General features: G+C 49.9%; 25 protein-coding genes. 14 read left to right on the top strand and 11 right to left on the bottom strand.

Annotation, left to right across the window (positions count from 1 at the left end; genetic code table 11):
* Nucleotides 1-6: 6 nt before the first annotated feature.
* From ACJHW7_RS02605 to ACJHW7_RS02595, 3 genes are read left to right on the top strand one after another with little or no spacing between them, the layout of a single operon-like run.
* Nucleotides 7-819, top strand: a complete 813-nt coding sequence (locus tag ACJHW7_RS02605) for a class I SAM-dependent methyltransferase (protein ID WP_021556722.1) — start codon at nt 7-9, stop codon at nt 817-819.
* Nucleotides 816-1,670, top strand: coding sequence for a ModD protein (gene modD / locus ACJHW7_RS02600; RefSeq protein ID WP_000576838.1), 855 nt, complete (start codon nt 816-818; stop codon nt 1,668-1,670). Before ACJHW7_RS02605 ends, modD begins: the two co-directional genes overlap by 4 nt.
* 25 nt (nt 1,671-1,695) lie before the next feature.
* Nucleotides 1,696-3,666 carry a TonB-dependent receptor plug domain-containing protein gene (locus ACJHW7_RS02595; RefSeq protein ID WP_021556721.1) on the top strand — a complete coding sequence of 657 codons (1,971 nt, stop codon included), beginning with the start codon at nt 1,696-1,698 and terminating at the stop codon, nt 3,664-3,666.
* Between the two features lie 49 nt (nt 3,667-3,715).
* On the opposite strand, the gene ACJHW7_RS02590 is transcribed toward ACJHW7_RS02595, so the two are convergent.
* Nucleotides 3,716-3,970 carry a GlsB/YeaQ/YmgE family stress response membrane protein gene (locus ACJHW7_RS02590; RefSeq protein ID WP_000511315.1) on the bottom strand — a complete coding sequence of 85 codons (255 nt, stop codon included), beginning with the start codon at nt 3,968-3,970 and terminating at the stop codon, nt 3,716-3,718.
* Between the two features lie 200 nt (nt 3,971-4,170).
* On the opposite strand from ACJHW7_RS02590, the gene ACJHW7_RS02585 reads away from it, so the two are divergent.
* Nucleotides 4,171-4,905 (top strand): flagellar brake protein, encoded by a 735-nt coding sequence (locus ACJHW7_RS02585; protein ID WP_000020146.1) that lies wholly within the window; start codon nt 4,171-4,173, stop codon nt 4,903-4,905.
* Nucleotide 4,906: 1 nt separating this feature from the next.
* Here the strand turns inward: ACJHW7_RS02585 and emtA are convergent, their stop codons facing one another.
* Nucleotides 4,907-5,518: a membrane-bound lytic murein transglycosylase EmtA gene (emtA, locus tag ACJHW7_RS02580; protein WP_001295616.1), complete on the bottom strand. Its 612-nt coding sequence runs from the start codon at nt 5,516-5,518 to the stop codon at nt 4,907-4,909.
* A 99-nt stretch (nt 5,519-5,617) separates the two neighbouring features.
* On the opposite strand from emtA, the gene ldcA reads away from it, so the two are divergent.
* The 4 genes from ldcA (at nt 5,618) to ACJHW7_RS02560 (ending at nt 10,449) form a co-directional block, all read left to right on the top strand.
* The gene (gene ldcA, locus ACJHW7_RS02575) at nt 5,618-6,532 is read left to right on the top strand and encodes a muramoyltetrapeptide carboxypeptidase (RefSeq protein ID WP_040234682.1); all 915 of its coding nucleotides are present in this window, start codon (nt 5,618-5,620) and stop codon (nt 6,530-6,532) included.
* Nucleotides 6,533-6,626: 94 nt separating this feature from the next.
* A complete protein-coding gene (locus ACJHW7_RS02570; protein WP_000340206.1) occupies nt 6,627-8,363 on the top strand; it encodes a potassium/proton antiporter in 1,737 nt (578 codons plus the stop codon).
* A 120-nt stretch (nt 8,364-8,483) separates the two neighbouring features.
* Nucleotides 8,484-8,645 (top strand): hypothetical protein, encoded by a 162-nt coding sequence (locus ACJHW7_RS02565; protein ID WP_001312759.1) that lies wholly within the window; start codon nt 8,484-8,486, stop codon nt 8,643-8,645.
* Between the two features lie 367 nt (nt 8,646-9,012).
* Complete coding sequence (locus ACJHW7_RS02560) at nt 9,013-10,449, top strand: hypothetical protein (protein WP_021556719.1); 1,437 nt, start codon at nt 9,013-9,015, stop codon at nt 10,447-10,449.
* 167 nt (nt 10,450-10,616) lie between these two features.
* On the opposite strand, the gene dadX is transcribed toward ACJHW7_RS02560, so the two are convergent.
* Together dadX and dadA are read right to left on the bottom strand one after the other, a co-directional pair.
* Nucleotides 10,617-11,687 (bottom strand): catabolic alanine racemase DadX, encoded by a 1,071-nt coding sequence (gene dadX / locus ACJHW7_RS02555; protein ID WP_000197829.1) that lies wholly within the window; start codon nt 11,685-11,687, stop codon nt 10,617-10,619.
* 9 nt (nt 11,688-11,696) lie between these two features.
* Nucleotides 11,697-12,995: a D-amino acid dehydrogenase gene (gene dadA, locus ACJHW7_RS02550; protein ID WP_001266908.1), complete on the bottom strand. Its 1,299-nt coding sequence runs from the start codon at nt 12,993-12,995 to the stop codon at nt 11,697-11,699.
* Between the two features lie 329 nt (nt 12,996-13,324).
* On the opposite strand from dadA, the gene ACJHW7_RS02545 reads away from it, so the two are divergent.
* Nucleotides 13,325-14,857 carry a SpoVR family protein gene (locus ACJHW7_RS02545; protein WP_000190855.1) on the top strand — a complete coding sequence of 511 codons (1,533 nt, stop codon included), beginning with the start codon at nt 13,325-13,327 and terminating at the stop codon, nt 14,855-14,857.
* 50 nt (nt 14,858-14,907) lie between these two features.
* On the opposite strand, the gene fadR is transcribed toward ACJHW7_RS02545, so the two are convergent.
* Nucleotides 14,908-15,627 (bottom strand): fatty acid metabolism transcriptional regulator FadR, encoded by a 720-nt coding sequence (gene fadR, locus ACJHW7_RS02540; protein WP_000234823.1) that lies wholly within the window; start codon nt 15,625-15,627, stop codon nt 14,908-14,910.
* 221 nt (nt 15,628-15,848) lie between these two features.
* On the opposite strand from fadR, the gene nhaB reads away from it, so the two are divergent.
* Nucleotides 15,849-17,390: a Na(+)/H(+) antiporter NhaB gene (gene nhaB, locus ACJHW7_RS02535; protein WP_000406391.1), complete on the top strand. Its 1,542-nt coding sequence runs from the start codon at nt 15,849-15,851 to the stop codon at nt 17,388-17,390.
* A 145-nt stretch (nt 17,391-17,535) separates the two neighbouring features.
* Entirely contained in the window at nt 17,536-18,066 is a 531-nt protein-coding gene (gene dsbB, locus ACJHW7_RS02530; protein WP_000943459.1) for a disulfide bond formation protein DsbB, read from the top strand.
* Between the two features lie 45 nt (nt 18,067-18,111).
* Here dsbB and umuC read toward each other — a convergent pair whose 3' ends face one another.
* On the bottom strand, nt 18,112-19,380 hold the full coding sequence (gene umuC / locus ACJHW7_RS02525) for a DNA polymerase V catalytic protein (RefSeq protein ID WP_021556717.1): 1,269 nt from the start codon (nt 19,378-19,380) through the stop codon (nt 18,112-18,114).
* A complete protein-coding gene (locus ACJHW7_RS02520; protein ID WP_000897378.1) occupies nt 19,380-19,799 on the bottom strand; it encodes a translesion error-prone DNA polymerase V autoproteolytic subunit in 420 nt (139 codons plus the stop codon). Before ACJHW7_RS02520 ends, umuC begins: the two co-directional genes overlap by 1 nt.
* Before the next feature lie 372 nt (nt 19,800-20,171).
* On the opposite strand from ACJHW7_RS02520, the gene hlyE reads away from it, so the two are divergent.
* Nucleotides 20,172-21,083 carry a hemolysin HlyE gene (gene hlyE / locus ACJHW7_RS02515; RefSeq protein ID WP_001306826.1) on the top strand — a complete coding sequence of 304 codons (912 nt, stop codon included), beginning with the start codon at nt 20,172-20,174 and terminating at the stop codon, nt 21,081-21,083.
* A 206-nt stretch (nt 21,084-21,289) separates the two neighbouring features.
* Here hlyE and ACJHW7_RS02510 read toward each other — a convergent pair whose 3' ends face one another.
* The 3 genes from ACJHW7_RS02510 to ACJHW7_RS02500 all read right to left on the bottom strand — a co-directional run bounded on the left by ACJHW7_RS02510 (nt 21,290) and on the right by ACJHW7_RS02500 (nt 22,852).
* Nucleotides 21,290-21,736 carry a YcgN family cysteine cluster protein gene (locus ACJHW7_RS02510; protein WP_001306825.1) on the bottom strand — a complete coding sequence of 149 codons (447 nt, stop codon included), beginning with the start codon at nt 21,734-21,736 and terminating at the stop codon, nt 21,290-21,292.
* Nucleotides 21,737-21,827: 91 nt separating this feature from the next.
* Nucleotides 21,828-22,487 (bottom strand): fumarylacetoacetate hydrolase family protein, encoded by a 660-nt coding sequence (locus ACJHW7_RS02505; protein WP_000284277.1) that lies wholly within the window; start codon nt 22,485-22,487, stop codon nt 21,828-21,830.
* 71 nt (nt 22,488-22,558) lie between these two features.
* Nucleotides 22,559-22,852 carry a YcgL domain-containing protein gene (locus ACJHW7_RS02500; protein WP_001295992.1) on the bottom strand — a complete coding sequence of 98 codons (294 nt, stop codon included), beginning with the start codon at nt 22,850-22,852 and terminating at the stop codon, nt 22,559-22,561.
* A gap of 241 nt (nt 22,853-23,093) precedes the next feature.
* On the opposite strand from ACJHW7_RS02500, the gene pliG reads away from it, so the two are divergent.
* Entirely contained in the window at nt 23,094-23,495 is a 402-nt protein-coding gene (gene pliG / locus ACJHW7_RS02495; RefSeq protein WP_000695220.1) for a g-type lysoyme inhibitor PliG, read from the top strand.
* A gap of 119 nt (nt 23,496-23,614) precedes the next feature.
* On the opposite strand, the gene ACJHW7_RS02490 is transcribed toward pliG, so the two are convergent.
* Nucleotides 23,615-23,983 (bottom strand): YcgJ family protein, encoded by a 369-nt coding sequence (locus ACJHW7_RS02490; RefSeq protein ID WP_001056840.1) that lies wholly within the window; start codon nt 23,981-23,983, stop codon nt 23,615-23,617.
* A 519-nt stretch (nt 23,984-24,502) separates the two neighbouring features.
* On the opposite strand from ACJHW7_RS02490, the gene minC reads away from it, so the two are divergent.
* Complete coding sequence (minC, locus tag ACJHW7_RS02485) at nt 24,503-25,198, top strand: septum site-determining protein MinC (RefSeq protein ID WP_000072536.1); 696 nt, start codon at nt 24,503-24,505, stop codon at nt 25,196-25,198.
* The last annotated feature ends 14 nt before the right edge of the window (nt 25,199-25,212 follow it).

The following is a 25,212-nucleotide window of genomic DNA, read 5'->3' as shown; positions in this document are numbered from 1 at the left end:
AAAATCATGCTCATTGATGATATTGATTTTGCAGACCTTTATCTGCAGCAACTCAAGCTGGCCCACCGCACAGAAAAAACGCCGGATCACTGGGATCAACGGGCGGAAAAAATGGCGGAAAATTGCGCCTCGCCTACGGACAGCTACCTGCAACAACTGATCGCTAAAATTGACCTACAAGGCGCTCAGACCTTATTCGATATGGGCTGCGGACCGGGTACCGTATCGCTGGCGCTGGCTGACAAACTCACGACGATTTATGGCGTTGATTACAGTCAGGGGATGCTGAACGTTGCCGCCCGTCGCGCCGCCGCGCTGAAGGCAGACAATGTCCACTGGATCCAGCGCGCCTGGGAAGAAGACTGGAGTGACCTGCCACGCTGCGATATTGCCGTGGCTTCCCGCTCCACTCTGGTGGCTGATATGCGCCAGGCAATGAGCAAACTGAATAATCAGGCACGGCTTCGCGTCTATACGACTCATCTGGTCAGCACCTCGTTCGTCTCTCCAGCCATTCAGCGGGCGGCTGGTCGGGAAGTGATCGAATTACCCAACTATATCTTTGCGCTCAACGTCCTGTATCAGATGGGAATTTATGCCCACGTTGATTTTATCCGTGGACAAAATTGCCAACAGGATAACAGCACCTGGGAACGTTTTGAGCAGAACGTCAGCTGGAGTCTTGGCGCGCTTAACGACGATGAGCGTGAGCGGTTATATCGCTGGTATCAACAACAAGATGCTCGTGCCCTCGCCCCTGCCAGCCGCGACTGGGCGCTCATCTGGTGGGATAGCGTACCGCAGGAGGCACTGCGATGATTTTCCTTTCTCAGGCACAAATCGATGCGTTACTTCTGGAAGATATCCAGGGCGGTGACCTGACCACGAGAGCATTAAATATTGGACACCAGCATGGCTATATAGAGTTTTTTCTCCGTCAGGGCGGCTGCGTCAGCGGCGTTTCTGTCGCGTGTAAGATGTTAACTACGCTGGGATTAACTATTGATGACGCGGTCAGCGACGGTTCACAAGCGAACGCGGGTCAGCGGCTAATCCGTGCGCAGGGTAATGCCGCAGCACTTCATCAGGGATGGAAGGCAATCCAGAATGTGCTGGAGTGGAGTTGCGGTGTTTCTGATTATCTCGATCAAATGCTGGCGTTACTTCGTGAACGTTATCCTGATGGCAATATCGCCTGCACCCGAAAAGCAATTCCGGGCACCCGCTTACTGGCCTCGCAGGCAATTCTGGCTGCCGGAGGACTGATTCATCGTGCCGGATGTGCGGAAACCATATTATTGTTTGCCAACCACCGCCATTTTCTTCATGACAATCAGGACTGGTCAGGCGCAATCAATCAGTTACGTCGCCACGCACCCGAGAAGAAAATTGTTGTTGAAGCCGACACGCCGAAAGAGGCAATCGCCGCGTTACGCGCGCAACCAGACGTACTTCAGCTCGACAAATTTAGTCCGCAACAGGCAACTGAAATTGCGCAAATAGCGCCGTCACTGGCTCCCCACTGCACGCTGGCTCTGACCGGCGGAATTAATCTGACGACACTCAAAAATTACCTCGACTGCGGCATTCGCCTCTTTATTACCTCCGCGCCTTATTACGCGGCACCGGCTGACATCAAAGTCAGTCTGCAACCCGCAGCCTCTATTTAATTCTTTGTTAAACGGAATTTATTCTATGAGACTCAAAAAACATTATCTCTGCACAGCATTATCACTTGCCTTTACCCAGCAGGCCGTAGCGGTTCAGGAGAGCGACTCGCTGACCGTATGGTCCAGTCCGGTATCATCGACGACGACCACCGTTCTCGATCAACCCACCATGAAGGCCCTGGATAAACAGAATGTCGCTCAGGCATTAAGTGTCGTCCCCGGCGTGGTGCTGCAAAAGTCAGGCAGCCGCAACGAAGAACAGGTAAAAGTTCGTGGCTTTGATAGTCGGCAGGTGCCGGTCTATTTCGACGGTGTGCCCATTTATGTTCCCTATGACGGCAACCTCGATCTGGCGCGGATTCTGACCAACAATCTGGGGGCAGTCGAAGTTTCCAAAGGGTATTCGTCGCTGCTTCAGGGACCTAATCAGATGGGCGGAGCCATTAATATCACCACCCAGAAGCCAACAAAACCTCTGGAAGCAAGTCTGGGATATCGCCAGGGATGGAGCCGTAGCCAGGACAATGCCTACGATATGCATGCTTCATTTGCCGCCAGCAGCGAACTGGGGTATTTGCAAGTCAGCGGTAGTCAGCTAAAGCAGGATTTTCTCGGCCTGCCGCATGGTGTAAATAATGATATTGCAGGCAAACACGGCAAGATGATTAATTCATCGGCTGATGATAAACGCGGTATTGTGAAGCTCGGATTTACACCACGTGAAAACGATGAATACACACTGACTTACATTAAGCAGGATGGTGAAAAAGATGACCCGCCATACAGCGGAAATAGTGGTCAAAAATCACGCTACTGGCAGTGGCCAGAGTATGACAAAGAAAGTTTTTATTATCAGGGAACGACCCAACTAAACGATCGTTTTACCCTGAAAAGTCGGCTGTATCGCGACACCTTTGAAAATACGCTGATGATGTACAACTCGCTGGCTGATTTGAAAAATAAAAAAGGCAGCTACAGCCATTATTCCGATTACAGCGACGGTGCCGGATTACAACTGGCAGCCGATGTGCGTGAAAACGATCTGCTGTCGTTTGCCGTTAACTGGAAAGATGACGTACACCGGGAAAAAGGTGCGCCGCACGCCGCTTACGATCGCTATGAAGATCGTACCTGGTCGCTCGCCAGTGAATATCAATGGGCTGCTGCTGATAATGTCGATGTCGTGGCTGGAATCAGCTATGACTGGCGCGATAGCGTAGAAGCGAAAAAACACGAGAAAGATGGCAGCATCACCCATTATGACGACAACAATCAGTCAGCTTTTAACTGGCAAGTGATGGGGAAATACCACTTTGCCAATGAAGACACTCTGGCGCTTTCGTACTATGACCGCACACGCTTTCCGACGCTGAAAGAACGCTATACCACATCCAAACCTGCGTATAACCAGATAGCGATTGTTAACCCGCAGCTCAAGCCGGAACGCGCTCGCGGGGTGGATTTAACCTGGAATGGTGCCTTCACGCGCGACTGGGGATTTGAGGTCAGCGTTTACTATAACCGGGTGAGTGATGCCATCCTCTCGCACAATATCGATGCCGATACCATTCAAAATCAGAACAGCGGCACGGTGGATTACAGCGGTCTGGATGCCGGTATTAAGGGGAAAATCAGCAATATACTGGATGTAGGATTGAGCTACGCCCTGATCCACGCTGACGCCAAACGCAAAGACATCGGCAAGATAACCGATCTGCCAACGCAGACAATGACCGCATGGATGACTCTCAAACCGTGGGAGCCGTTAAGCGTAACGCTGTCGGAAGAGGCGCGTTCCTCCAGCTACAGCAACAGTGACGGTTCACAAAAAGCCGCCGGTTTTGCGGTGACCCACATTCGAGCCGATTACACCTTAGGTCATGGCTTCAGCGTCAATGCGTCGGTCAATAACCTGTTTGATACCCAATATGCCTACAGTGAAGGGTTTATTGAAGAAGGCCGCAATTTCTGGGCAGGTGTCGAGTATACGTTCTGATGTGAAAGCGGATAGCGGCATCTGTATCGCTATCCGCCTTATGAAAATCTTATTCTCTTCGCAGGAGGCGGAATACGCCCAGAACGAGAATAGCTCCCACCACCGCCACCAGGAAGCTGTGCAAATTAAAACCGCTGATGGAGCCGCCAATGCCAAACATGGTCGCCAGCCAGCCGCCGACCACCGCACCGACTATCCCGAGAATACAGGTCAGGAAAAATCCACCACCATCACGCCCCGGCATGATTAGCTTGGCGATAATGCCGGCTATCAGGCCAAAAATAATCCAGGCAATAATTCCCATGTTCAGGCCCTCGTTTCGATGAATCGGACGCAAGAAATGCTTACGTCAACGCTCTAAGTATAGGCAAGGGCGGGATCGATGCTGGGCGTTTGTCGGCTGATTTAAGAACAACATGTAAAAAATATTCACGCATTTGTATTAAGTTTTGTTAACTGTGACCGATAAACCAAAGACAGTTTGTCAGTCAGGAGTTTTTCCGCGTGAGTCATTACCATGAGCAGTTCCTGAAACAAAATCCGTTAGCCGTCCTGGGCGTGTTACGCGATTTGCACAAAGCCGCAATTCCTTTGCGTATCAGCTGGAATGGCGGGCAGCTGATCAGCAAAATACTGGTAATAACCCCAGATAAACTGGTGCTGGATTTCGGCAGTCAAGCCGAAGACAACATCGCCGTGCTAAAGGCACAGCACATTACCATTACCGCCGAAACCCAGGGAGCGAAAGTCGAGTTTACTGTTGAACAACTACAGCAGAGTGAATACTTGCAGCTTCCGGCATTTATTACCGTACCGCCTCCCACCTTATGGTTTGTACAACGACGCCGATATTTCCGCATCTCCGCCCCACTCCATCCGCCTTATTTTTGCCAGACCAAACTGGCGGATAACAGTACGTTACGTTTCCGCCTGTATGATTTGTCGTTAGGCGGCATGGGCGCATTACTGGAAACAGCAAAGCCTGCCGGGTTGCACGAAGGTATGCGCTTCGCTCAGATTGAAGTCAACATGGGGCAATGGGGTGTTTTTCACTTTGACGCCCAGTTAATCTCCATCAGCGAGCGCAAAGTGATTGATGGCAAGAATGAAACCATCACCACTCCCCGTCTGAGCTTCCGTTTTCTTAACGTCAGCCCGACGGTGGAGCGGCAATTACAGCGGATTATTTTCTCTCTCGAGCGGGAAGCCCGGGAGAAAGCGGACAAAGTACGCGACTGATTTACATCGCGTCCAGTGCCTGCTCAAGTTTGTAGATATAGCGCGGAGCCTGCGGCGCAGGATGATTTCGCGCTACGTGATCGAGGAACTCGTCAGCATCCAGATCGTTGATTTTGCTGATTGCCTTTTTCCGATCTGACGAGAAAGTCCGTAGCAGCGCACCTGCCCCGTTAGCATATGACACCACCAGCGCATATTGCAGTACCTTCGGATCTTCAATGCCTGCCAGCGGGCCGGTTTCCAGAATATTCAGGTAAGCCGCCCCCATAGAAATATTACGCTCCGGATTTTTCAGCTCGCTGGTCGTCGGCTCACCACTCCAGCCCATACGCCGATAAACATCACGTCCGGAGGTTGAAGCTTTTAACTGCATCAAACCAATGGCATTCGATTTACTCACCGCGTTCGGATTACCACCCGATTCGATAGCGATAATCGCTGTGATCAATTGTGGATCGACGCCCCAGGCTGCACCGGCTTTCTGGCTTATTGGCATCCACTGCATCGCACGTTGCACCGGAACTTTCGCGTTCCACGGCGGGTTCGTATAGTCATGCTTTGATGAACAACCCGCTAATAACACAATCAAAAAGGCAAACCATCTCAATTTCACTTCTTCTATCCTTATAGCCTGGAATCGCCGTTGAGGTGACAACGGCACACCTAAGCGGCATGATATACATTTCGTTTCTGTTGTCAGCAAGGAATTGCCATGTCTCTGTTTCACTTAATTGCCCCATCGGGTTACTGCATTAAACAGCACGCCGCGCTGCGTGGTATCCAGCGCCTTACCAACGCGGGGCATCAAGTCAATAACGTCGAGGTTATTGCCCGTCGTTGTGAGCGTTTTGCGGGTACGGAAACGGAGCGTCTGGAAGATCTCAATTCCCTTGCCAGACTGACCACCCCCAACACCATCGTGCTGGCTGTACGCGGCGGTTACGGTGCCAGTCGTTTACTGGCAGATATTGACTGGCAGGCACTGGTGGCTCGCCAACAATATGACCCGTTGCTCATATGCGGGCATAGCGATTTTACCGCCATTCAGTGCGGTCTTCTGGCGCAAGGCAATGTCATCACCTTTAGCGGCCCCATGCTGGTAGCAAACTTTGGCGCGGATGAACTAAACGCCTTTACCGAGCACCATTTCTGGCTGGCGTTACGCAATGAAACCTTCACCATTGAATGGCAAGGGGAAGGCCCGACATGTCGGGCCGAAGGCACGTTGTGGGGAGGCAATCTTGCGATGCTGATTTCACTGATCGGTACACCGTGGATGCCACAAATTGAGAACGGTATTCTGGTGCTGGAAGATATTAACGAGCACCCTTTCCGCGTCGAACGTATGCTGTTGCAGCTCTATCATGCTGGAATTTTGCCACGTCAGAAGGCGATTATTCTCGGTAGCTTTAGCGGCAGCACGCCCAATGATTATGACGCAGGTTACAACCTGGAGTCAGTGTACGCGTTTCTGCGTTCCCGCCTGTCGATTCCACTCATTACCGGCCTCGATTTTGGTCATGAACAACGCACGGTTACGCTGCCGTTGGGCGCACATGCCATGCTTAATAACACCCATGAAGGCACTCAGTTGACGATTAGCGGTCATCCTGTTCTTAAAATGTAAAAAAATCACGCTTCAGGGCTAAGTAAAACGCTGTCTCTGCCGCTAATATGGTAGGGTTTATATAAGAGACAGCGTAATCAGGAGTAACCGACCGTTGGATGCCACAACAATAATTAGCCTTTTCATCTTAGGATCCATCCTTGTCACCAGCAGTATATTACTTAGTTCATTTTCTTCCCGTCTTGGCATTCCTATTCTGGTTATTTTTCTGGCGATCGGCATGCTGGCGGGAGTCGATGGCGTCGGCGGTATCCCGTTTGATAATTACCCCTTCGCCTACATGGTAAGTAACCTGGCGCTGGCGATTATTTTGCTCGACGGCGGGATGCGCACTCAGGCCAGTTCCTTTCGTGTGGCGTTAGGACCGGCGCTGTCGCTGGCGACGCTGGGCGTACTTATCACCTCTGGTTTAACCGGCATGATGGCGGCGTGGCTGTTTAATCTTGATTTGATTGAAGGCTTATTAATCGGCGCTATCGTCGGCTCCACCGATGCTGCAGCGGTCTTTTCTCTGCTGGGTGGTAAGGGGCTTAACGAACGTGTTGGCTCGACGCTGGAAATTGAATCCGGCAGTAATGATCCAATGGCGGTCTTTCTGACGATTACCCTGATTGCGATGATCCAGCAGCATGAAAGCAGTGTCAGTTGGATGTTCGTGGTCGATATTCTGCAGCAATTTGGCCTCGGGATTGTCATCGGTCTTGGCGGTGGTTATTTACTGCTGCAAATGATTAATCGCATCGCCCTGCCCGCCGGTTTATATCCATTGCTGGCATTAAGCGGCGGTATTTTAATTTTTGCTTTAACCACGGCGCTGGAAGGCAGCGGTATTCTGGCTGTTTATCTGTGCGGTTTTCTGCTGGGTAATCGGCCGATTCGCAACCGCTACGGCATCCTGCAAAATTTCGACGGCCTCGCCTGGCTGGCGCAAATCGCCATGTTCCTGGTGCTGGGGCTGTTGGTTAACCCAAGCGATCTGCTGCCTATTGCCATTCCGGCGCTCATTTTGTCCGCATGGATGATTTTCTTCGCCCGTCCTCTTTCGGTATTTGCCGGATTGCTACCGTTCCGTGGTTTTAATCTGCGTGAGCGCGTGTTTATCAGCTGGGTGGGATTACGCGGCGCGGTGCCAATCATCCTGGCCGTGTTCCCGATGATGGCGGGGCTGGAGAATGCGCGACTGTTCTTTAATGTCGCCTTCTTTGTGGTTCTGGTTTCACTGCTCTTGCAGGGAACATCACTCTCGTGGGCGGCGAAAAAAGCCAAAGTGGTGGTTCCGCCCGTCGGACGTCCGGTGTCACGCGTTGGCCTGGATATTCATCCGGAAAATCCGTGGGAGCAGTTTGTTTATCAATTGAGTGCTGATAAATGGTGTGTAGGTGCGGCACTGCGCGATTTGCATATGCCAAAAGAGACGCGTATTGCAGCACTGTTTCGTGATAACCAGTTGCTTCATCCTACCGGCAGCACCCGACTGCGCGAAGGCGATGTATTGTGTGTAATTGGTCGGGAACGCGATCTCCCGGCGCTCGGTAAACTGTTCAGCCAGTCGCCACCGGTCGCGCTGGATCAACGCTTCTTTGGTGACTTCATTCTCGAAGCCAGCGCCAAATATGCTGATGTTGCGCTGATATATGGCCTGGAAGACGGGCGAGAATATCGTGATAAACAGCAAACGCTGGGTGAAATTGTCCAGCAGTTGTTAGGCGCGGCACCGGTTGTCGGTGACCAGGTAGAGTTTGCCGGAATGATCTGGACGGTGGCCGAGAAAGAAGATAATGAAGTGTTGAAGATTGGCGTTCGAGTGGCTGAAGAGGAAGCTGAATCTTAAATTTAATGCAGCATCTATCGCCGGTTACGATGCTTTGCTTAACGCAGCCTGAGCCTGTATATAAACTTGTCATTTCCTGATTTTGATATGCACATTCCAACATCAGAAGAAGGTTAAATTATGGATGACAAACCATTGCAGGCTCTGGCCAATAAACTCAAAACACCGGCTCAAGAAAGTCAGCGTAATGGCTTCTTCCGACTGCAACAGGTGAAGAATAACCAGCCCCGCATTACCGGTATCCCCGTCAACCATCAGGGGCCCCAGCCTGACATCGCCTGAACATATTCCCCCACGCAACCTGCCGCACTGGCGTAGCCCACACAATACGCGTTTCAGCCTGCTCTGTATCTGTAGTGGCGTTTCATCCGCCTGTAGCACCGGATGCATGAGCGATTTCTTATAGTTATTCCTTTGCTTAATAACGATTATTTCCGGGTCGTTCGCTCTCGTATTTTCTTTATTACGTCAGAGCTGCCTGGGCCGTAATACAGCATGTACCAGACCCGACACGGCATTTCTGACCAGGGAAAAAGTCAACGATGAGTAGTTATATCAGCGCAAATGACGTCCTGTGGCTCCTTTGCGGTGACCACATTCACGTCTCCGGCGCTGCCAGAGGATATTTATTTCAAGGATACGTAGCATTATGGCTAGCTTTAAAGACATCTGCCCATTCGCCCCCGCTATTCCCCCATCTTCCGTTAACACAGGCGTACGACGCCCGCCAAGGCGGCTCTTCCTGTCGGTGGAACTCAAGAATCAAATTTTGCAGAACATGAAGTATCTCAGCCCGCAAAAATTCAGCTGGGGTGATGCCCCCTGGCAGATCATTGACCTCAGTATCGCGGGCAAAGTGAACATACAGGTGGACAACAATACCATCATCACGTTGGGGACTCCCCTGAATCCGCAACATAACGAGTTCATGATGGTCGCCGAATGGTGCCAATGGGCTATGGAGCGGGAAGGTTTGCAAGAAAACCTGCAAAAAAAACTGCACGACGTCCTGGAAGAAAACCGGCAAAACAAACAGTCAGAAATTCCCCAAGAAGACCTGAAAGAAAGACTGAAAGAAATCAAGGAAGATATCCTGGAAGAAAACCAGTCAGCAAGCCAGATTGAAGACCGGGCAGAAGCATTGCGCAGAATGAAGGAATGTCTCATAACAAGACAGAGTATGCTCGATCTTAGCAACCTTGGACTGACTTCACTCCCTGAAAATTTGCCTCCACATCTGATTGAATTTAACTGCAGTAGAAACGTGTTGACCGCCTTACCGGAGGTAATGCCAAAGGGGCTGAGAGTGCTTGAATGTATGGAGAATTTTTTGATCTTGTTACCGAAGGTGCAGCCCCCGAAACTGATGGTACTGAAGTGCTATGAAAACTATATTATCTGGCTGCCTGAGCTGTCGACTAACCTGAGAGTGATTAACTGTTCTGAAAACTTCTTGCAATTTTTACCGCCGTCGATGCCCCAGTACCTGTATAAACTGTCCTGTGCTGGCAACAATATTAACTCAATACCTGATGAGGTGCTTGAGAACTTGACTCGCCTGAAGGTATTTGACTGTTCTAGTAACGATTTGATCTCTTCACCACGGCTGCCGCCCAAACTAATCATATACTACTGTGGAGAAAATCAGTTTAAAACTGTACGGGTGCCGCAGCCCCAGAGCCTGAAGGTGTTTGACTGTAATGGTAACCCTTGGGACAAAGACAATTTACCGACGCTGCTCAAAGCCGTCGAGGGCCTGAAAAACCAGCAGGGCCTGGAGGACCTTTTAGACTTTTTGCGCAAGGAAGGCCAGATTGACCTGGAGGGACTGGAGGAGCTGGAGGACCTGGATGACCTTATGGATCTGGAGTTCCTGGATGACCCGGAACTCCTGGAGCGCGTGAAGGTACAGGAGGACCTGGAACTCCTGAATCAGCAGTTGGGCCTGTTGAGTCTGGAAAGACAACAGGACTCGCAGCCTGTTAATCAACATTCTGAACATGAACCCGAATCTGCATCAAGGGTGAAGCGTGATTTATCTGAAGTCGATTCCGAGTCAACAATGAAGCGTAAGCGTTTTATGTAGAACGCCTGTGCGGTGAGTTCAGGTTCCGGGGAAATAGTGTCCATCATTTTAATGGACACTATCATTGGAAATGGCTCTGTCACATTAACGGCAACAGTTGCTGACCAGCCGGATGGATGATTTTTTTGCAACCAAAAGACGTTGCCTCCGATCCGGCTTACAACAAGTTACACCGTCACAACTGGGACACGTAGCGCCAGCGCGCACATCAACTCATAGCCCACCGTTCCGGCAGCGGCGGCGACATCATCAATTTTGATCTCCTTGCCCCACAGCTCAACTGGCGTACCAATACCCGCCTGCGGACAAGGCGTTAAATCGACCGCCAGCATATCCATCGAGACTGTCCCCACCGTCATGGTGCGCACGCCGTCCACTAAAACAGGGGTGCCGGTAGGCGCATGGCGCGGATAACCGTCGGCGTATCCTGCGGCGACAATGCCGATTCGCTGTTCATCTCGCGCAGTATAGCGACCGCCGTAGCCCACACGCTCGCCCGCTTTTAGCGTCTGGACACCAATAATCTCACTGCTTAGCGTCATCACCGGACGTAATCCGGTATTGGCGATATCACGCCACTGACCGGACGGCGAAGCGCCATACAAAATAATGCCAGGCCGAACCCAGTCAAAATGCGCTTCCGGGTGCCACAGAGTCGCCGCCGAATTGGACAACGAACGCCGACACTCCAGCCCTTCCGCCGCCTGCTCAATACGCGCCATCGCGCCGGAAATTCCATCAGGATGTTCCGCCTCGGCAAAATGCGACATCAGGGTCATTTCGCCAACATTCGCCATTGCCCGCAACTGCTGCCAGACGGTAAGCACGCGATCGGGCTGGAAGCCCAACCGATTCATCCCACTGTTCACTTTAAGATAAATATCCAACGGTGCTTTTAGCCGCGCATTTTGCAGTGCTTTGAGCTGCCAGTTGCTGTGTACGCAGGTGGTCAGGCGGTGCTGGTCATAAATCTCCAGATCCTGAGCATGGAAAAATCCTTCCAGCATCAGGATCGGTCCTTTCCAGCCGCGCTCACGTAACGTTATTGCCTCTTCCAGGTTAAGCAATGCAAAGCCATCGGTGGCCCCGAGCGCGCTCCAGATACGCTCAATACCATGCCCGTAAGCGTTCGCTTTTACCACCGACCAGACGCGCGCGTGCGGCGCGGCCTGGCGGACAATGGACAGATTCTGTTTTAATGCCTGCAGATCGAGGCTGGCCTGTATCGGACGGGTCATCTCGTTTCCTTAGCTGTGTGCGCCATGTAAATGGCCCGGACGTGATGGCGTAAATCCACGGCTGTAGCGCGCTACGCTTAGATCCTCATATGGGATCGCTGGTGTGCGACCAGAGAGCAGGTCGCTTAACAACTGACCGGAACCGCAAGCCATCGTCCAGCCGAGCGTGCCGTGACCGGTATTCAGCCACAGATTTTTAAAGCGTGTACGCCCGACAACCGGCGTACCGTCTGGCGTCATCGGGCGCAGACCCGTCCAGAAAGTCGCCTGCTCGACATGACCGCCGCGTGGATAGAGATCGCGAACCACCATTTCCAGCGTTTCACGACGCGGTTGCAACAGCTCGGTGTTAAAACCAACAATTTCCGCCATTCCGCCAACACGAATGCGGTTATCGAAACGGGTAATGGCGATTTTGTAGGTTTCATCAAGAATGGTGGATACTGGCGCACCATCTTCCTGCGCAATTGGAATAGTCAGCGAGTAGCCTTTCAGCGGATACACCGGAATATCAACAATGCCTTTGAGCATCGCCGTCGAGTAAGAACCAAACGCCATCACATACGCATCGGCCTTAATCACTTCATCGCCACACTTCACGCCGTAGATTTGCTCGCCGTCGCAAAGCAGTTGGTCAACGGGCGTATTAAAGCGGAATTTAACCCCCGCCTGCTCCGCCATCCGCGCCAGATTCTGGGTAAATAGCTGACAGTCTCCGGTTTCATCATTGGGTAACTGCAGGCCGCCCGTCAGTTTGTGCGCCACTTCTGCCAGCGCGGGCTCCACTTCCGCCAGGCGGCTGGATTCCAGCAGCTGATACGGTACGCCGGCATCTTCCAGCACGGCGATATCGCGGGTCGCATTTTCATACTGTTGTTCGGTACGGAACAGTTGCAGCGTCCCACCCTGACGCCCTTCATACTGAATATTGGTTTCGGCGCGCAATGCTTTCAGGCAATCACGGCTGTATTCCGCCAGACGCACCATCCGCCCTTTGTTTTCCATGTAGTGGCTGGTGTCGCAGTTACGTAACATTTGCCACATCCATTTCAACTGGAACTGCGTACCGTCGAGACGAACTGCCAGCGGCGCATGGCGCTGGAACATCCATTTGATCGCTTTTAAAGGCACACCTGGTGCCGCCCACGGTGCAGCATATCCGGGGGAGATTTGCCCGGCATTCGCGGCACTGGTCTCCAGGGCGGCCCCCGGCTCCCGATCAATGACGGTGACCTCATGTCCTGCCTGATTTAAGTACCAGGCGCTGGCAACGCCTACCACACCACTTCCCAGTATGACAACTCGCATAGCCACTCCGATAACGGTAGATACAGTAAAAGAATAATAATCTAATTACATCTTGATAACTCAGTTGAAAATATTATTCAACATACGGCTTTTTTATGGTGAGCTGGCTCACATCTCCCTGACTCTGCGGCAATATGGCGTCTTTAGTATCTCCTGCTGAACGCCCTTTTTATCCAGCATAAAATTCCGTTCAGAAGCGGATTAGTGGCACTCTGATAATAAGAAATCGCAAAGAAAAAAATTCTCCGGCGACGCGGTTTTTAACAGGTGTTCTATGCTTGAAATGAGGTGCTCCACACAGAGAGCGCCGACAACAATGAGGTGCGCGTATGGCGACGATCGATTCTATGAATAAGGACACCACTCGTTTGAGCGATGGACCCGACTGGACGTTCGACCTGCTGGATGTTTATCTGGCAGAGATAGACCGGGTGGCGAAACTCTACCGGCTGGATACCTACCCGCACCAGATTGAAGTGATAACCTCAGAACAGATGATGGATGCCTACTCCAGCGTCGGCATGCCAATTAACTATCCGCACTGGTCATTCGGTAAAAAGTTTATCGAGACTGAACGGCTGTATAAGCACGGTCAGCAAGGACTGGCCTATGAAATCGTCATTAACTCTAACCCGTGTATCGCTTACCTGATGGAAGAGAACACCATTACCATGCAAGCGCTGGTGATGGCTCATGCCTGCTATGGGCATAACTCTTTCTTCAAAAACAATTACTTATTCCGTAGCTGGACCGACGCCAGTTCGATTGTCGATTATCTGATTTTTGCCCGTAAATATATTACCGAGTGCGAAGAGCGCTATGGCGTTGATGAAGTAGAACGGCTTCTGGACTCGTGCCACGCGCTGATGAACTACGGCGTGGACCGGTACAAACGCCCGCAAAAAATCTCGCTGCAAGAAGAGAAAGCCCGGCAGAAAAGTCGCGAAGAGTATCTGCAAAGTCAGGTCAATATGCTCTGGCGTACCCTGCCGAAGCGCGAGGAAGAGAAAACGGTTGCTGAAGCGCGCCGCTATCCGTCCGAGCCACAAGAAAACCTGCTCTATTTTATGGAGAAAAATGCGCCGCTGCTGGAATCATGGCAGCGTGAAATCCTGCGTATTGTGCGTAAGGTGAGCCAGTATTTTTATCCGCAAAAACAGACTCAGGTGATGAACGAAGGCTGGGCGACCTTCTGGCACTACACCATCCTTAACCATCTGTATGATGAAGGGAAAGTAACGGAACGTTTTATGCTGGAGTTTTTGCACAGCCACACCAATGTGGTCTTCCAGCCGCCCTATAACAGCCCGTGGTACAGCGGCATCAACCCGTATGCCCTCGGGTTCGCCATGTTCCAGGATATTAAACGGATTTGTCAGTCGCCAACGGAAGAAGACAAATACTGGTTCCCGGATATCGCCGGTTCCGACTGGCTGGAAACGCTGCATTTCGCGATGCGTGATTTCAAAGATGAGAGTTTTATCAGCCAGTTCCTGTCACCGAAAGTGATGCGTGATTTCCGCTTCTTCACCGTGCTGGATGATGATCGGCATAATTATCTGGAGATTTCCGCTATTCATAATGAAGAGGGTTATCGGGAGATCCGTAACCGGTTATCGTCGCAATATAACTTAAGTAATCTGGAGCCGAATATTCAGATCTGGAACGTGGATTTGCGCGGCGACCGTTCGCTGACACTGCGTTACATTCCACATAATCGCGCACCGCTGGATCGGGGGCGCAAAGAAGTACTGAAGCATGTGCATCGCCTGTGGGGATTTGATGTGATGCTGGAACAGCAAAACGAAGACGGCAGCGTCGAGTTGCTGGAACGTTGCCCGCCGAGAATGGGAAATCTGTAAAAACAACAAAAACCCCTCGTTTGAGGGGTTTGTTTTTTAAACGGAAGGGATTATCGCCCCTGAATGGCTAAATCACCCGGCAGATTTTTCTGCATCCGGTGCCAAATCTCGCCACTCTCATGCCCATAGCGACGCACTGTTTCGTACACCTGATCGTGCGCGCCTTCACTGCACAACGCCGACAGTTTGTGGTAGAAGCCCAGCGCCAGACTGCGCGCTTCCGGATTGGCGAAATAGTGACGACCAATGCGCGTATACAGTCCCTTCATCCCGTTAAGGATCAGACCGTAAATCGGGTTGCCGGAAGCAAACGCCAGGCCGCGGAATATGTTGTAATCCAGCTCGGCAAAGGCATCGGCGTGATCGGCCACTTCATTAGCGGTAGCCAGCACTTCCTGCGCTTTATCGGGATGCTGACGAAACGCGGTGCGAATAAAAATAGTTGAAATATTGGTACGCACCGACAGCAAATTATCAATAAGCTGCGGCACACTTTCGTGATCCAGTCGCGCCAGTGTTTCAAGGATATTTAAACCAGAGGTTTCCCAGAAATTATTCACCTTCGTCGGCTTGCCATGTTGAATGGTCAACCAGCCATCTCGTGCCAGACGCTGTAACACTTCACGTAACGTAGTACGCGTTACGCCAATTAATTCTGAAAGTTCACGTTCTGCGGGCAAAATAGTCCCGGGAGGGAAGCGGTTATTCCAGATACTTTCAATAATGTACTCTTCCGCGAAACCCGCCGGGCTTTGCGCCTTAATGACCATAGTGAGATTTCCATAACACAGCAAAACAAAGTTGGACTCATCATACCAGAGGGCTAACTACGCTGATAGCAGACAAAAAGAAGAAAAAAGGGATCAAGGCTTCATTTTCCGCATCTCTTTCCCCTTGACTATCAAGACTTGCCTCACTCCTGCCTGACCGTTAAGCTTTGCGTTTAAACATAAAAACATCATTGATTATTTGTAAGGTAAGGGAAACCATCATGGAGATCTCCTGGGGCCGCGCGCTATGGCGCAATTTTTTGGGCCAGTCCCCCGACTGGTACAAACTCGCCCTCATCATTTTCTTAATCGTAAATCCGTTAATTTTCCTCATCAGCCCTTTCGTCGCTGGCTGGTTGCTGGTAGCGGAATTTATTTTCACTCTGGCGATGGCCCTGAAATGCTACCCGCTACTCCCCGGTGGTCTGTTGGCTATCGAAGCGGTATTCATCGGCATGACCAGCGCGGAACACGTCCGTGAAGAGGTGGCGGCAAATCTTGAAGTCTTGCTGTTATTGATGTTTATGGTGGCGGGTATCTATTTTATGAAACAGCTGTTGCTGTTCATATTTACCCGTTTGCTGTTAAGCATTCGCTCCAAAATGCTGCTGTCGCTCTCTTTTTGCGTGGCGGCAGCATTCCTCTCCGCGTTCCTCGATGCCTTAACCGTCGTGGCGGTGGTGATCAGCGTTGCAGTCGGTTTTTATGGTATTTATCATCGCGTAGCCTCTTCCCGTACCGAAGACACCGACCTGCAAGACGATAGTCATATCGACAAGCATTACAAAGTAGTTCTGGAACAGTTCCGTGGCTTTCTGCGTAGCCTGATGATGCATGCCGGTGTCGGCACCGCATTAGGCGGCGTAATGACCATGGTGGGCGAACCACAGAACCTGATCATCGCTAAAGCGGCTGGCTGGCATTTTGGCGATTTCTTCCTGCGCATGTCGCCGGTGACCGTTCCGGTTCTGATTTGTGGCCTGTTAACCTGCCTGCTGGTAGAGAAGCTGCGTTGGTTTGGCTACGGTGAAACGCTGCCGGAGAAAGTCCGCGAAGTGTTGCAACAGTTTGACGATCAAAGCCGCCACCAGCGTACCCGTCAGGATAAAATCCGTCTGATTGTCCAGGCGATTATTGGCGTCTGGCTGGTGACTGCGCTGGCGTTGCATCTGGCGGAAGTTGGCTTGATTGGTTTGTCAGTCATTATTCTGGCAACATCATTGACCGGTGTCACCGATGAACATGCTATAGGTAAAGCCTTCACCGAATCTCTGCCATTCACCGCACTGTTGACGGTGTTTTTCTCGGTAGTCGCGGTGATTATCGACCAACAACTGTTTTCGCCGATTATTCAGTTTGTGTTGCAGGCATCGGAACATGCTCAGCTGTCGCTGTTCTATATTTTCAACGGTCTGCTGTCATCCATTTCGGATAACGTCTTCGTGGGGACGATTTATATCAACGAAGCGAAAGCGGCAATGGAAAGTGGCGCTATCACGTTGAAGCAATACGAGCTGCTGGCGGTCGCCATTAATACCGGTACCAATCTGCCCTCTGTCGCTACGCCGAACGGTCAGGCTGCGTTCCTGTTCCTGCTGACCTCTGCACTCGCGCCATTGATTCGCCTCTCTTATGGCCGCATGGTGTGGATGGCCTTGCCTTACACCCTCGTCCTGACACTCGTCGGACTGCTCTGCGTCGAGTTTACGCTTGCCCCTGTAACCGAATGGTTTATGCAAATGGGCTGGATAGCAACGCTTTGATAACAACTTACCGGGCATATAAATGCCCGGTTTGCCTTTTCGCCCGATAATTGTCCAATTGCGTCCTATTTTTGCTGCCTCCTGGTGGCGCAGCGAATGAATTGGTTTAAACTGCGCACTCTATGCATATTGCAGGGAAATGATTATGTTGCGATTTTTGAACCAATGTTCACAAGGCCGGGGCGCGTGGCTGTTGATGGCGTTTACTGCTCTGGCACTGGAACTGACGGCGCTGTGGTTCCAGCATGTGATGTTACTGAAACCTTGCGTGCTCTGTATTTATGAACGCTGCGCGTTATTCGGCGTTCTGGGTGCTGCGCTGATTGGCGCGATCGCTCCAAAAACGCCACTGCGTTATGTAGCGATGGTTATCTGGTTGTATAGTGCGTTCCGCGGTGTGCAGTTAACTTACGAGCACACCATGCTTCAGCTCTATCCTTCGCCGTTTGCGACCTGTGATTTTATGGTTCGTTTCCCGGAATGGCTGCCGCTGGATAAATGGGTGCCGCAAGTGTTTGTCGCCTCTGGCGATTGCGCCGAGCGTCAGTGGGATTTTTTAGGTCTGGAAATGCCGCAGTGGCTGCTCGGTATTTTTATCGCTTACCTGATTGTCGCAGTGCTGGTGGTGATTTCCCAGCCGTTTAAAGCGAAAAAACGTGATCTGTTCGGTCGCTAATCCATTCGGCGCTCCTGCGGGAGCGCTTTTTTCCTGCCGCTATATTTATTTGACCCGCAGTAAATCAGAACTTCGCGTTGTATAACGTGGTGAAAGCATGGCTCGCTTCATCTGCCATTGTTGCTGGATCCCCTGCCCGGCAAAATAGAGTGTTCCTCTGCCCTCTTTAGCATTCAGTGTATCCATTACCGTCATCAATTGCTCACTCCCGGGGCGCGGTGCGTTGTCATCGAATAAATTGAGCTGCGCGACTCCCTGACTGAAGAAATCCCCCAGCATCACGCCCGCTTTTTGGTAGCGATGGCCCGCTTGCCAGATGGCATCCAGAGATCGCGTAGCGGCGTTAATGATATCCCTGCTGTCCTGAGTGGGCGTCAGCAGTTTTACCGACGCGCTATTGCCGTAATAAGGTTCATTGAGCGCAAATGGTGACGTCTTAATAAATGTGGAGATAAACCGACAATATTGATGCTCACTGCGAATTTTTTCCGCCGCCCGGGCAGCGTAACTACAAATGGCCTGCCGCATCGACGTATAATCCGTGATGCGTTCACCAAACGAGCGGGAACAGATAATTTCCTGCTTTGTCGGTGCAAATTCTTCCAGTTGCAAACAGGGTTCACCGCGCAGTTCACGCACCGTTCTTTCGAGCACGACATTAAAATGTTTACGGATAAACCGGATCTCTGTATCCGCCAAATCGAGAACGGTTTTGATCCCCATCGCGTCCAGTTTTTTGCTGATCCGCCGTCCAATCCCCCAGACGTCATCCACGGGGAGAGCAGACATTAATTTACGCTGGCGTTCCAGATTTGATAAATCCACCACCCCACCCGTCTGCCGCTGCCATTTTTTTGCCGCATGATTGGCAAGCTTAGCCAGCGTTTTGGTCTGGGCGATCCCCACACCAACAGTAAGATGGGTACGTTGTAGCACCGTTGCGCGAATTTCTCTGCCAAAGTCAGTCAGATCGCGACAATTACGCACACCTGTCAGATCGCAGAATGCCTCATCAATACTGTAAATCTCGACGCGGGGCGATAGTTCTTCCAGCGTCGACATCACCCGATTGCTCATGTCTGCGTAAAGCTCATAATTGCTGCTAAAGCAAACCACGCCACAGCGACGAAACAGATCTTTTTGTTTGAACCAGGGATCGCCCATTTTAACGCCAAGCGCCTTTGCCTCAGCGTTTCGGGCGATAACGCAACCGTCATTATTCGATAGCACAACCACCGGTTTACCCCATAAATCAGGGCGAAACACCGTCTCACAGCTGGCATAAAACGCGTTTACATCACAGAGGGCAAACATCAGCGCATCGCCTTAACGACGTGGATCACCACACCAAAGACATCCAGCGTATCTTCACTACTGATGGTAATGGGCGAGTACGCGCTGTTCATGGGAATAAGCTGTACCGTCGGGCGTAGTTGCAATTTTTTCACCGTAAACTCGCCGTCAACAGCAGCGATGACAATATCACCATGGCTGGCGGTAATAGCGCTATCGACAATCAGTAAATCACCGTCACTAATTCCACCATCAATCATAGAATCACCACTTGCTTTGACGAAGTAAGTCGCGCTGGGATGCTGGATCAACAGTTGATTCAGATCGATGCGCTGTTCAACGTAATCTGCGGCCGGTGAAGGAAAGCCACACTGAACAAGATCGCTAAATAGCGGAAAAGTCACAATTTCGCGGAGATCCGCAGGCTTGATAAACAACATAATAATCTGCCTGAAGTTATACTGTTTTTATATACAGTAGTCTGTTCTTGCCAGCAGATCAATACTGATTCAGGCTATCAATATTTGTCGCTGCATAGACTGCTGATTTTTCGTTCTCTTATCCTGTGCTCACGCGGCCTTCTGGCGACGACGCTCATCCAGCAGAAATGAAAAATATCACCCGGCTAAAAAATAGAATAGAAGCATTCGCCATAATGACATTAAACATTGTTTGATATTTATCATATTAATAGAAATAAAGACATTGACGCATCTCTCCCGGCTAACTATGAATTAGATGAAGTAAAATTCATTAATAGTTGTAAAACAGGAGTTTCATTACAATTTATATATTTAAAGAGGCGAATGATTATGACTGAAATCGTTGCAGATAAAACGGTAGAGGTAGTTAAAAACGCAATCGAAACCGCAGATGGAGCATTGGATCTTTATAATAAATATCTCGATCAGGTCATCCCCTGGCAGACCTTTGATGAAACCATAAAAGAGTTAAGTCGCTTTAAACAGGAGTATTCACAGGCAGCCTCCGTTTTAGTTGGCGATATTAAAACCTTACTTATGGATAGCCAGGATAAGTATTTTGAAGCAACCCAAACAGTGTATGAATGGTGTGGTGTTGCGACGCAATTGCTCGCAGCGTATATTTTGCTATTTGATGAGTACAATGAGAAGAAAGCATCCGCCCAGAAAGACATTCTCATTAAGGTACTGGATGACGGCATCACGAAGCTGAATGAAGCGCAAAAATCCCTGCTGGTAAGCTCACAAAGTTTCAACAACGCTTCCGGGAAACTGCTGGCGTTAGATAGCCAGTTAACCAATGATTTTTCAGAAAAAAGCAGCTATTTCCAGTCACAGGTAGATAAAATCAGGAAGGAAGCGTATGCCGGTGCCGCAGCCGGTGTCGTCGCCGGTCCATTTGGATTAATCATTTCCTATTCTATTGCCGCGGGCGTAGTTGAAGGGAAACTGATCCCAGAATTGAAGAACAAGTTAAAATCTGTGCAGAGTTTCTTTACCACCCTGTCTAACACGGTTAAACAAGCGAATAAAGATATCGATGCCGCCAAATTGAAATTAACCACCGAAATAGCCGCCATCGGGGAGATAAAAACGGAAACTGAAACAACCAGATTCTATGTTGATTATGATGATTTAATGCTTTCTTTGCTAAAAGAAGCGGCCAAAAAAATGATTAACACCTGTAATGAGTATCAGAAAAGACACGGTAAAAAGACACTCTTTGAGGTACCTGAAGTCTGATCAGCGATTATTCTCTCCATGTACTCAAGGTATAAAGTTTATCACATTTAAAAATACAGACGTTTTTTAAAGATTGAGAGTTACCTGTTGATAATAAGGTATCGGGTAACTCTCATTATGACAGAGCGCTTTCAAAAACAGGGCTACGAAATGGCGAGCATCCAGACGTATATTAAGAAAGCCCCCATCAACATCTATTAAATTTATCACTGCGCCCAGTCAGGTTTATTTAAGATATGATCCTGCCAGTCAATCACTTCTGATTCTTTCACTGCGATATGACGCACAGAGATACGTTCACCATGCATTGCCGCTTTCGAACCAGTAAGCAGCGGATGCCACGCAGGTAAATCTTTACCTTCCGCCAGCAAACGATAAGCGCAGGTCATTGGCAGCCATTCGAATGTTGGCAGATTTTCACGGGTTAATTTAATGCAGTCGGGTTCAAACTCGAAACGACGTTCGTAGTTCCGACATTGACAGGTTTTAATATTGAGCTGGCGACAGGCGACGTTAGTGAAGTAGATTTCGTCGGTGTCTTCATCCATCAGTTTATGCAGGCAACACTGACCGCAACCATCACACAACGACTCCCATTCCGCATCGCTCATTTCGTCCAGGGTTTTACTTTGCCAGAAAGGTACATCGCTCATCAGGTGTTCCGCCATTACGTTAAAACGCACCTTATAACCAGTCTGGCACAGCGATGCAAGTTTTGCCGCCGCTTTCAGGCGGCAAAAAGTATTACAAAACGCGAGTTGTCAAAGAATGCCCATCGAAAGTGACTGTCAGCTCATCACCGCTTTGCAACGGGCCGACGCCATCAGGCGTGCCTGTCAGCACAACGTCACCGGCCTTGAGGGTAAAAAACTTGCTCATATAAGCGATCAGCGGAACGATTTTATGGATCATGTCCGCAGTCGTACCTTGCTGGCGTTGTTCGCCGTTTACGCTCAGGCCCAGCGTTGTATTTTGCGGATCGCCGGTGAATTCCGCCGCGGGAATAAACCCGGAAAGCGGACAAGAGTTATCAAACGCTTTAGCCTTTTCCCACGGCTGCCCGGCTTTCTTCATTTTTCCCTGAACATCACGCAATGTCAGATCGAGCGCCACGCCATAACCGGCAATGGCTTTGCGGACATGCTCTTCCGTAGCCTGACGCAGCGTCGCGCCAATCAACACCGCCAGTTCGACTTCATGATGAACTGAACCGAAATCGGATGGGATCGCCAATGGCTGCCGCAGATCGCACAGTGCCGTTTCTGGTTTAATAAACAGCACTGGCTCTTCGGGCACTGCGCTGCCCATCTCTTTAATATGTTTGGCATAGTTACTGCCAACACAAACTACTTTACTCACCGGATAATCCAGCAGCGCACCTTGCCAGTTGTGATGTTGATACATAACGTTCCCCTCACCTTATCGTGGATATGAAAACCCGCGCCGACAAAGATAATGCCACCGCCGGATATCGGTTATTTGTTAGTGTCGTCTGTTTTCTGCCCCATGACGGAAAGATGTTGCTTCAGCAAATCTTCGGGTGGTGGCGGTAACTGCAAATAGTAACCTTGCTCGGTTAATGCCTGTTTAACCTTTTCAATATCGGCATTGACCAGTTTCTTCCGCCCATCCAGCGGCAGAATCATCGCTAACTGAGGCTGACCAAAACCTTTCATCAATTCCTCAGGAACACGCGAAAAATCGTCTTTTTTTTCGACATATAAATAGGTCTGGTCACGCTTGCTGCTTCGATAAATCACACAAAACATACTTTTACTCTTTAAGATGCCAGGTTTTGGCATAAGCTAACATCAATGAAACCCGCGCCACAAGCCAGCCAGCTGTAGATTTCTACGGTTTGTTGAGTCCATGCCCCCTTTATAAGTAATCCCCCCGGCAAAAATGCCGCGACGGGATTTTACCGAACGCAGGAAAGCCACTGGAATTCCCCCGTAAGGGATTGTTATATTATAACAGTTCATCGTACTCATTCTGAACAGGAGACTACCAATGAAAATCAAGAGCATCAGTAAGGCTGTATTGCTGCTTGCACTGCTAACCTCCACGAGCTTTGCTGCGGGTAAGAATGTCAATGTTGAGTTCAGAAAAGGCCATAGCAGCGCTCAGTACTCCGGCGAAATAAAGGGATACGATTACGATACATATACCTTCTATGCCAAAAAAGGTCAGAAAGTGCATGTGAGTATCTCTAATGAAGGCGCTGATACTTACCTCTTCGGGCCAGGAATCGATGATTCTGTTGATTTATCCAGATATTCCCCAGAACTCGATAGTCACGGACAATACTCACTCCCTGCTTCTGGCAAATATGAGCTGCGAGTGCTGCAAACCCGAAACGACGCCCGTAAAAACAAAACTAAAAAATATAACGTCGATATTCAAATTAAGTAAATGTCAACCGACGGGGACTCTCCCCGTCATAAACGTTAACGCCCCACTCCTCTCTGTCGCTCAAGAGGTTAATGACGAATAGCAGACAATGCCGAATAGAACATAATGTAAACAAGGCATCACTCACGACACATAAATAACATCTTTGTGGTGGTTTGATTGATTTTTCCACTCCGCTTACCATCCACACCAAAATAACGATCATCACGACATAATTTTTCTTTAACATCGCAAAATACACCGTTAGCGAATGTAAATTCGCTGGGATCGTAGCCTTGTAATGATTGTAAGTTTTCAGCGGCTTTTTCGCCGAGATATTTCCTTGTTAACTCTGGGGAAATGCCATCTGAGTTCACACAAATATACGGGTCGCAAACAACGCCGCACGCCGGAGATTGAAGTCCGCCAGCGTCATTTCCAGACGCCATTGATGAGAACATCATCCCCACACCTGACAATCCGATATAAAAAATACGCATCATATTCATAGCACATCCTGATAATCCAACCGTACAACACTTATGCTCATTTCATCATCAATCCGTAATCAAAACAGCTGACCTGGACGAGTTACGATGACCTGACAGAAGTATCAGACGTCTTCTGCGGTTTCTATGATAGAGCAATTCTGTGGCGGATATTAAGATAACGGGTATCTGTTCTTTAATGATGCTGCAAAAAATGGAAAGTTAAGAAAGCCTGGCATGGTGAAAAAATACACTTGCCTCAATACTGGATATTTAAACAGGTCTAAAGATGCTGTCACGATTAGGGTGCGGAAAAAGGAAGCGTAAATAAGAACAATCAAAAGTACGACGGCAATGGGTTGATTGACAAGGGTATTTTTTAAGCTATGAATCAGCGCCATTTATCACAGAATAGACTTTTACTCTGAATAAATGGGAGGGTGACTTGCCTCAATATAATCCAGACTATAACATGCCTTATAGTCTTCGGAACATCATCGCGCGCTGGCGATGATTAATAGCTAATTGAGTAAGGCCAGGATGTCAAACACGCCAATCGAGCTTAAAGGCAGTAGCTTCACTTTATCTGTGGTTCATCTGCATGAGGCAGAACCTAAGGTTATCCATCAGGCGCTGGAAGACAAAATCGCTCAGGCCCCCGCATTTTTAAAACATGCCCCCGTTGTACTCAACGTCAGTGCACTGGAAGACCCGGTAAACTGGTCAGCGATGCATAAGGCGGTTTCGGCAACCGGTTTGCGGGTTATTGGCGTAAGTGGCTGCAAAGATGCGCAACTTAAAGCCGAAATTGAAAAAATGGGGCTGCCTATCCTGACGGAAGGAAAGGAAAAAGCGCCACGTCCAGCTCCCGCACCGCAGGCTCCAGCGCAAAATACAACGCCGGTCACAAAAACGCGTTTAATAGATACCCCGGTGCGTTCCGGTCAGCGTATTTATGCTCCACAATGTGATCTGATTGTTACAAGCCACGTTAGCGCTGGGGCCGAATTAATTGCCGATGGTAACATTCATGTCTATGGCATGATGCGCGGTCGTGCGCTGGCAGGGGCAAGTGGTGACCGGGAAACGCAAATATTTTGTACGAACCTGATGGCGGAACTGGTGTCCATCGCAGGTGAATACTGGCTGAGTGATCAAATCCCAGCAGAATTTTATGGCAAAGCGGCGCGACTGCAGTTAGTCGAAAACGCTTTGACCGTTCAACCGTTAAATTGATCCCTTTTTAACAA

It is taken from the genome of Escherichia sp. WS1152 (assembly GCF_046487665.1).
GTDB classification, from domain to species: Bacteria; Pseudomonadota; Gammaproteobacteria; order Enterobacterales; family Enterobacteriaceae; genus Escherichia; species Escherichia coli.
This window is presented reverse-complemented; position numbering and strand designations above follow the sequence as displayed.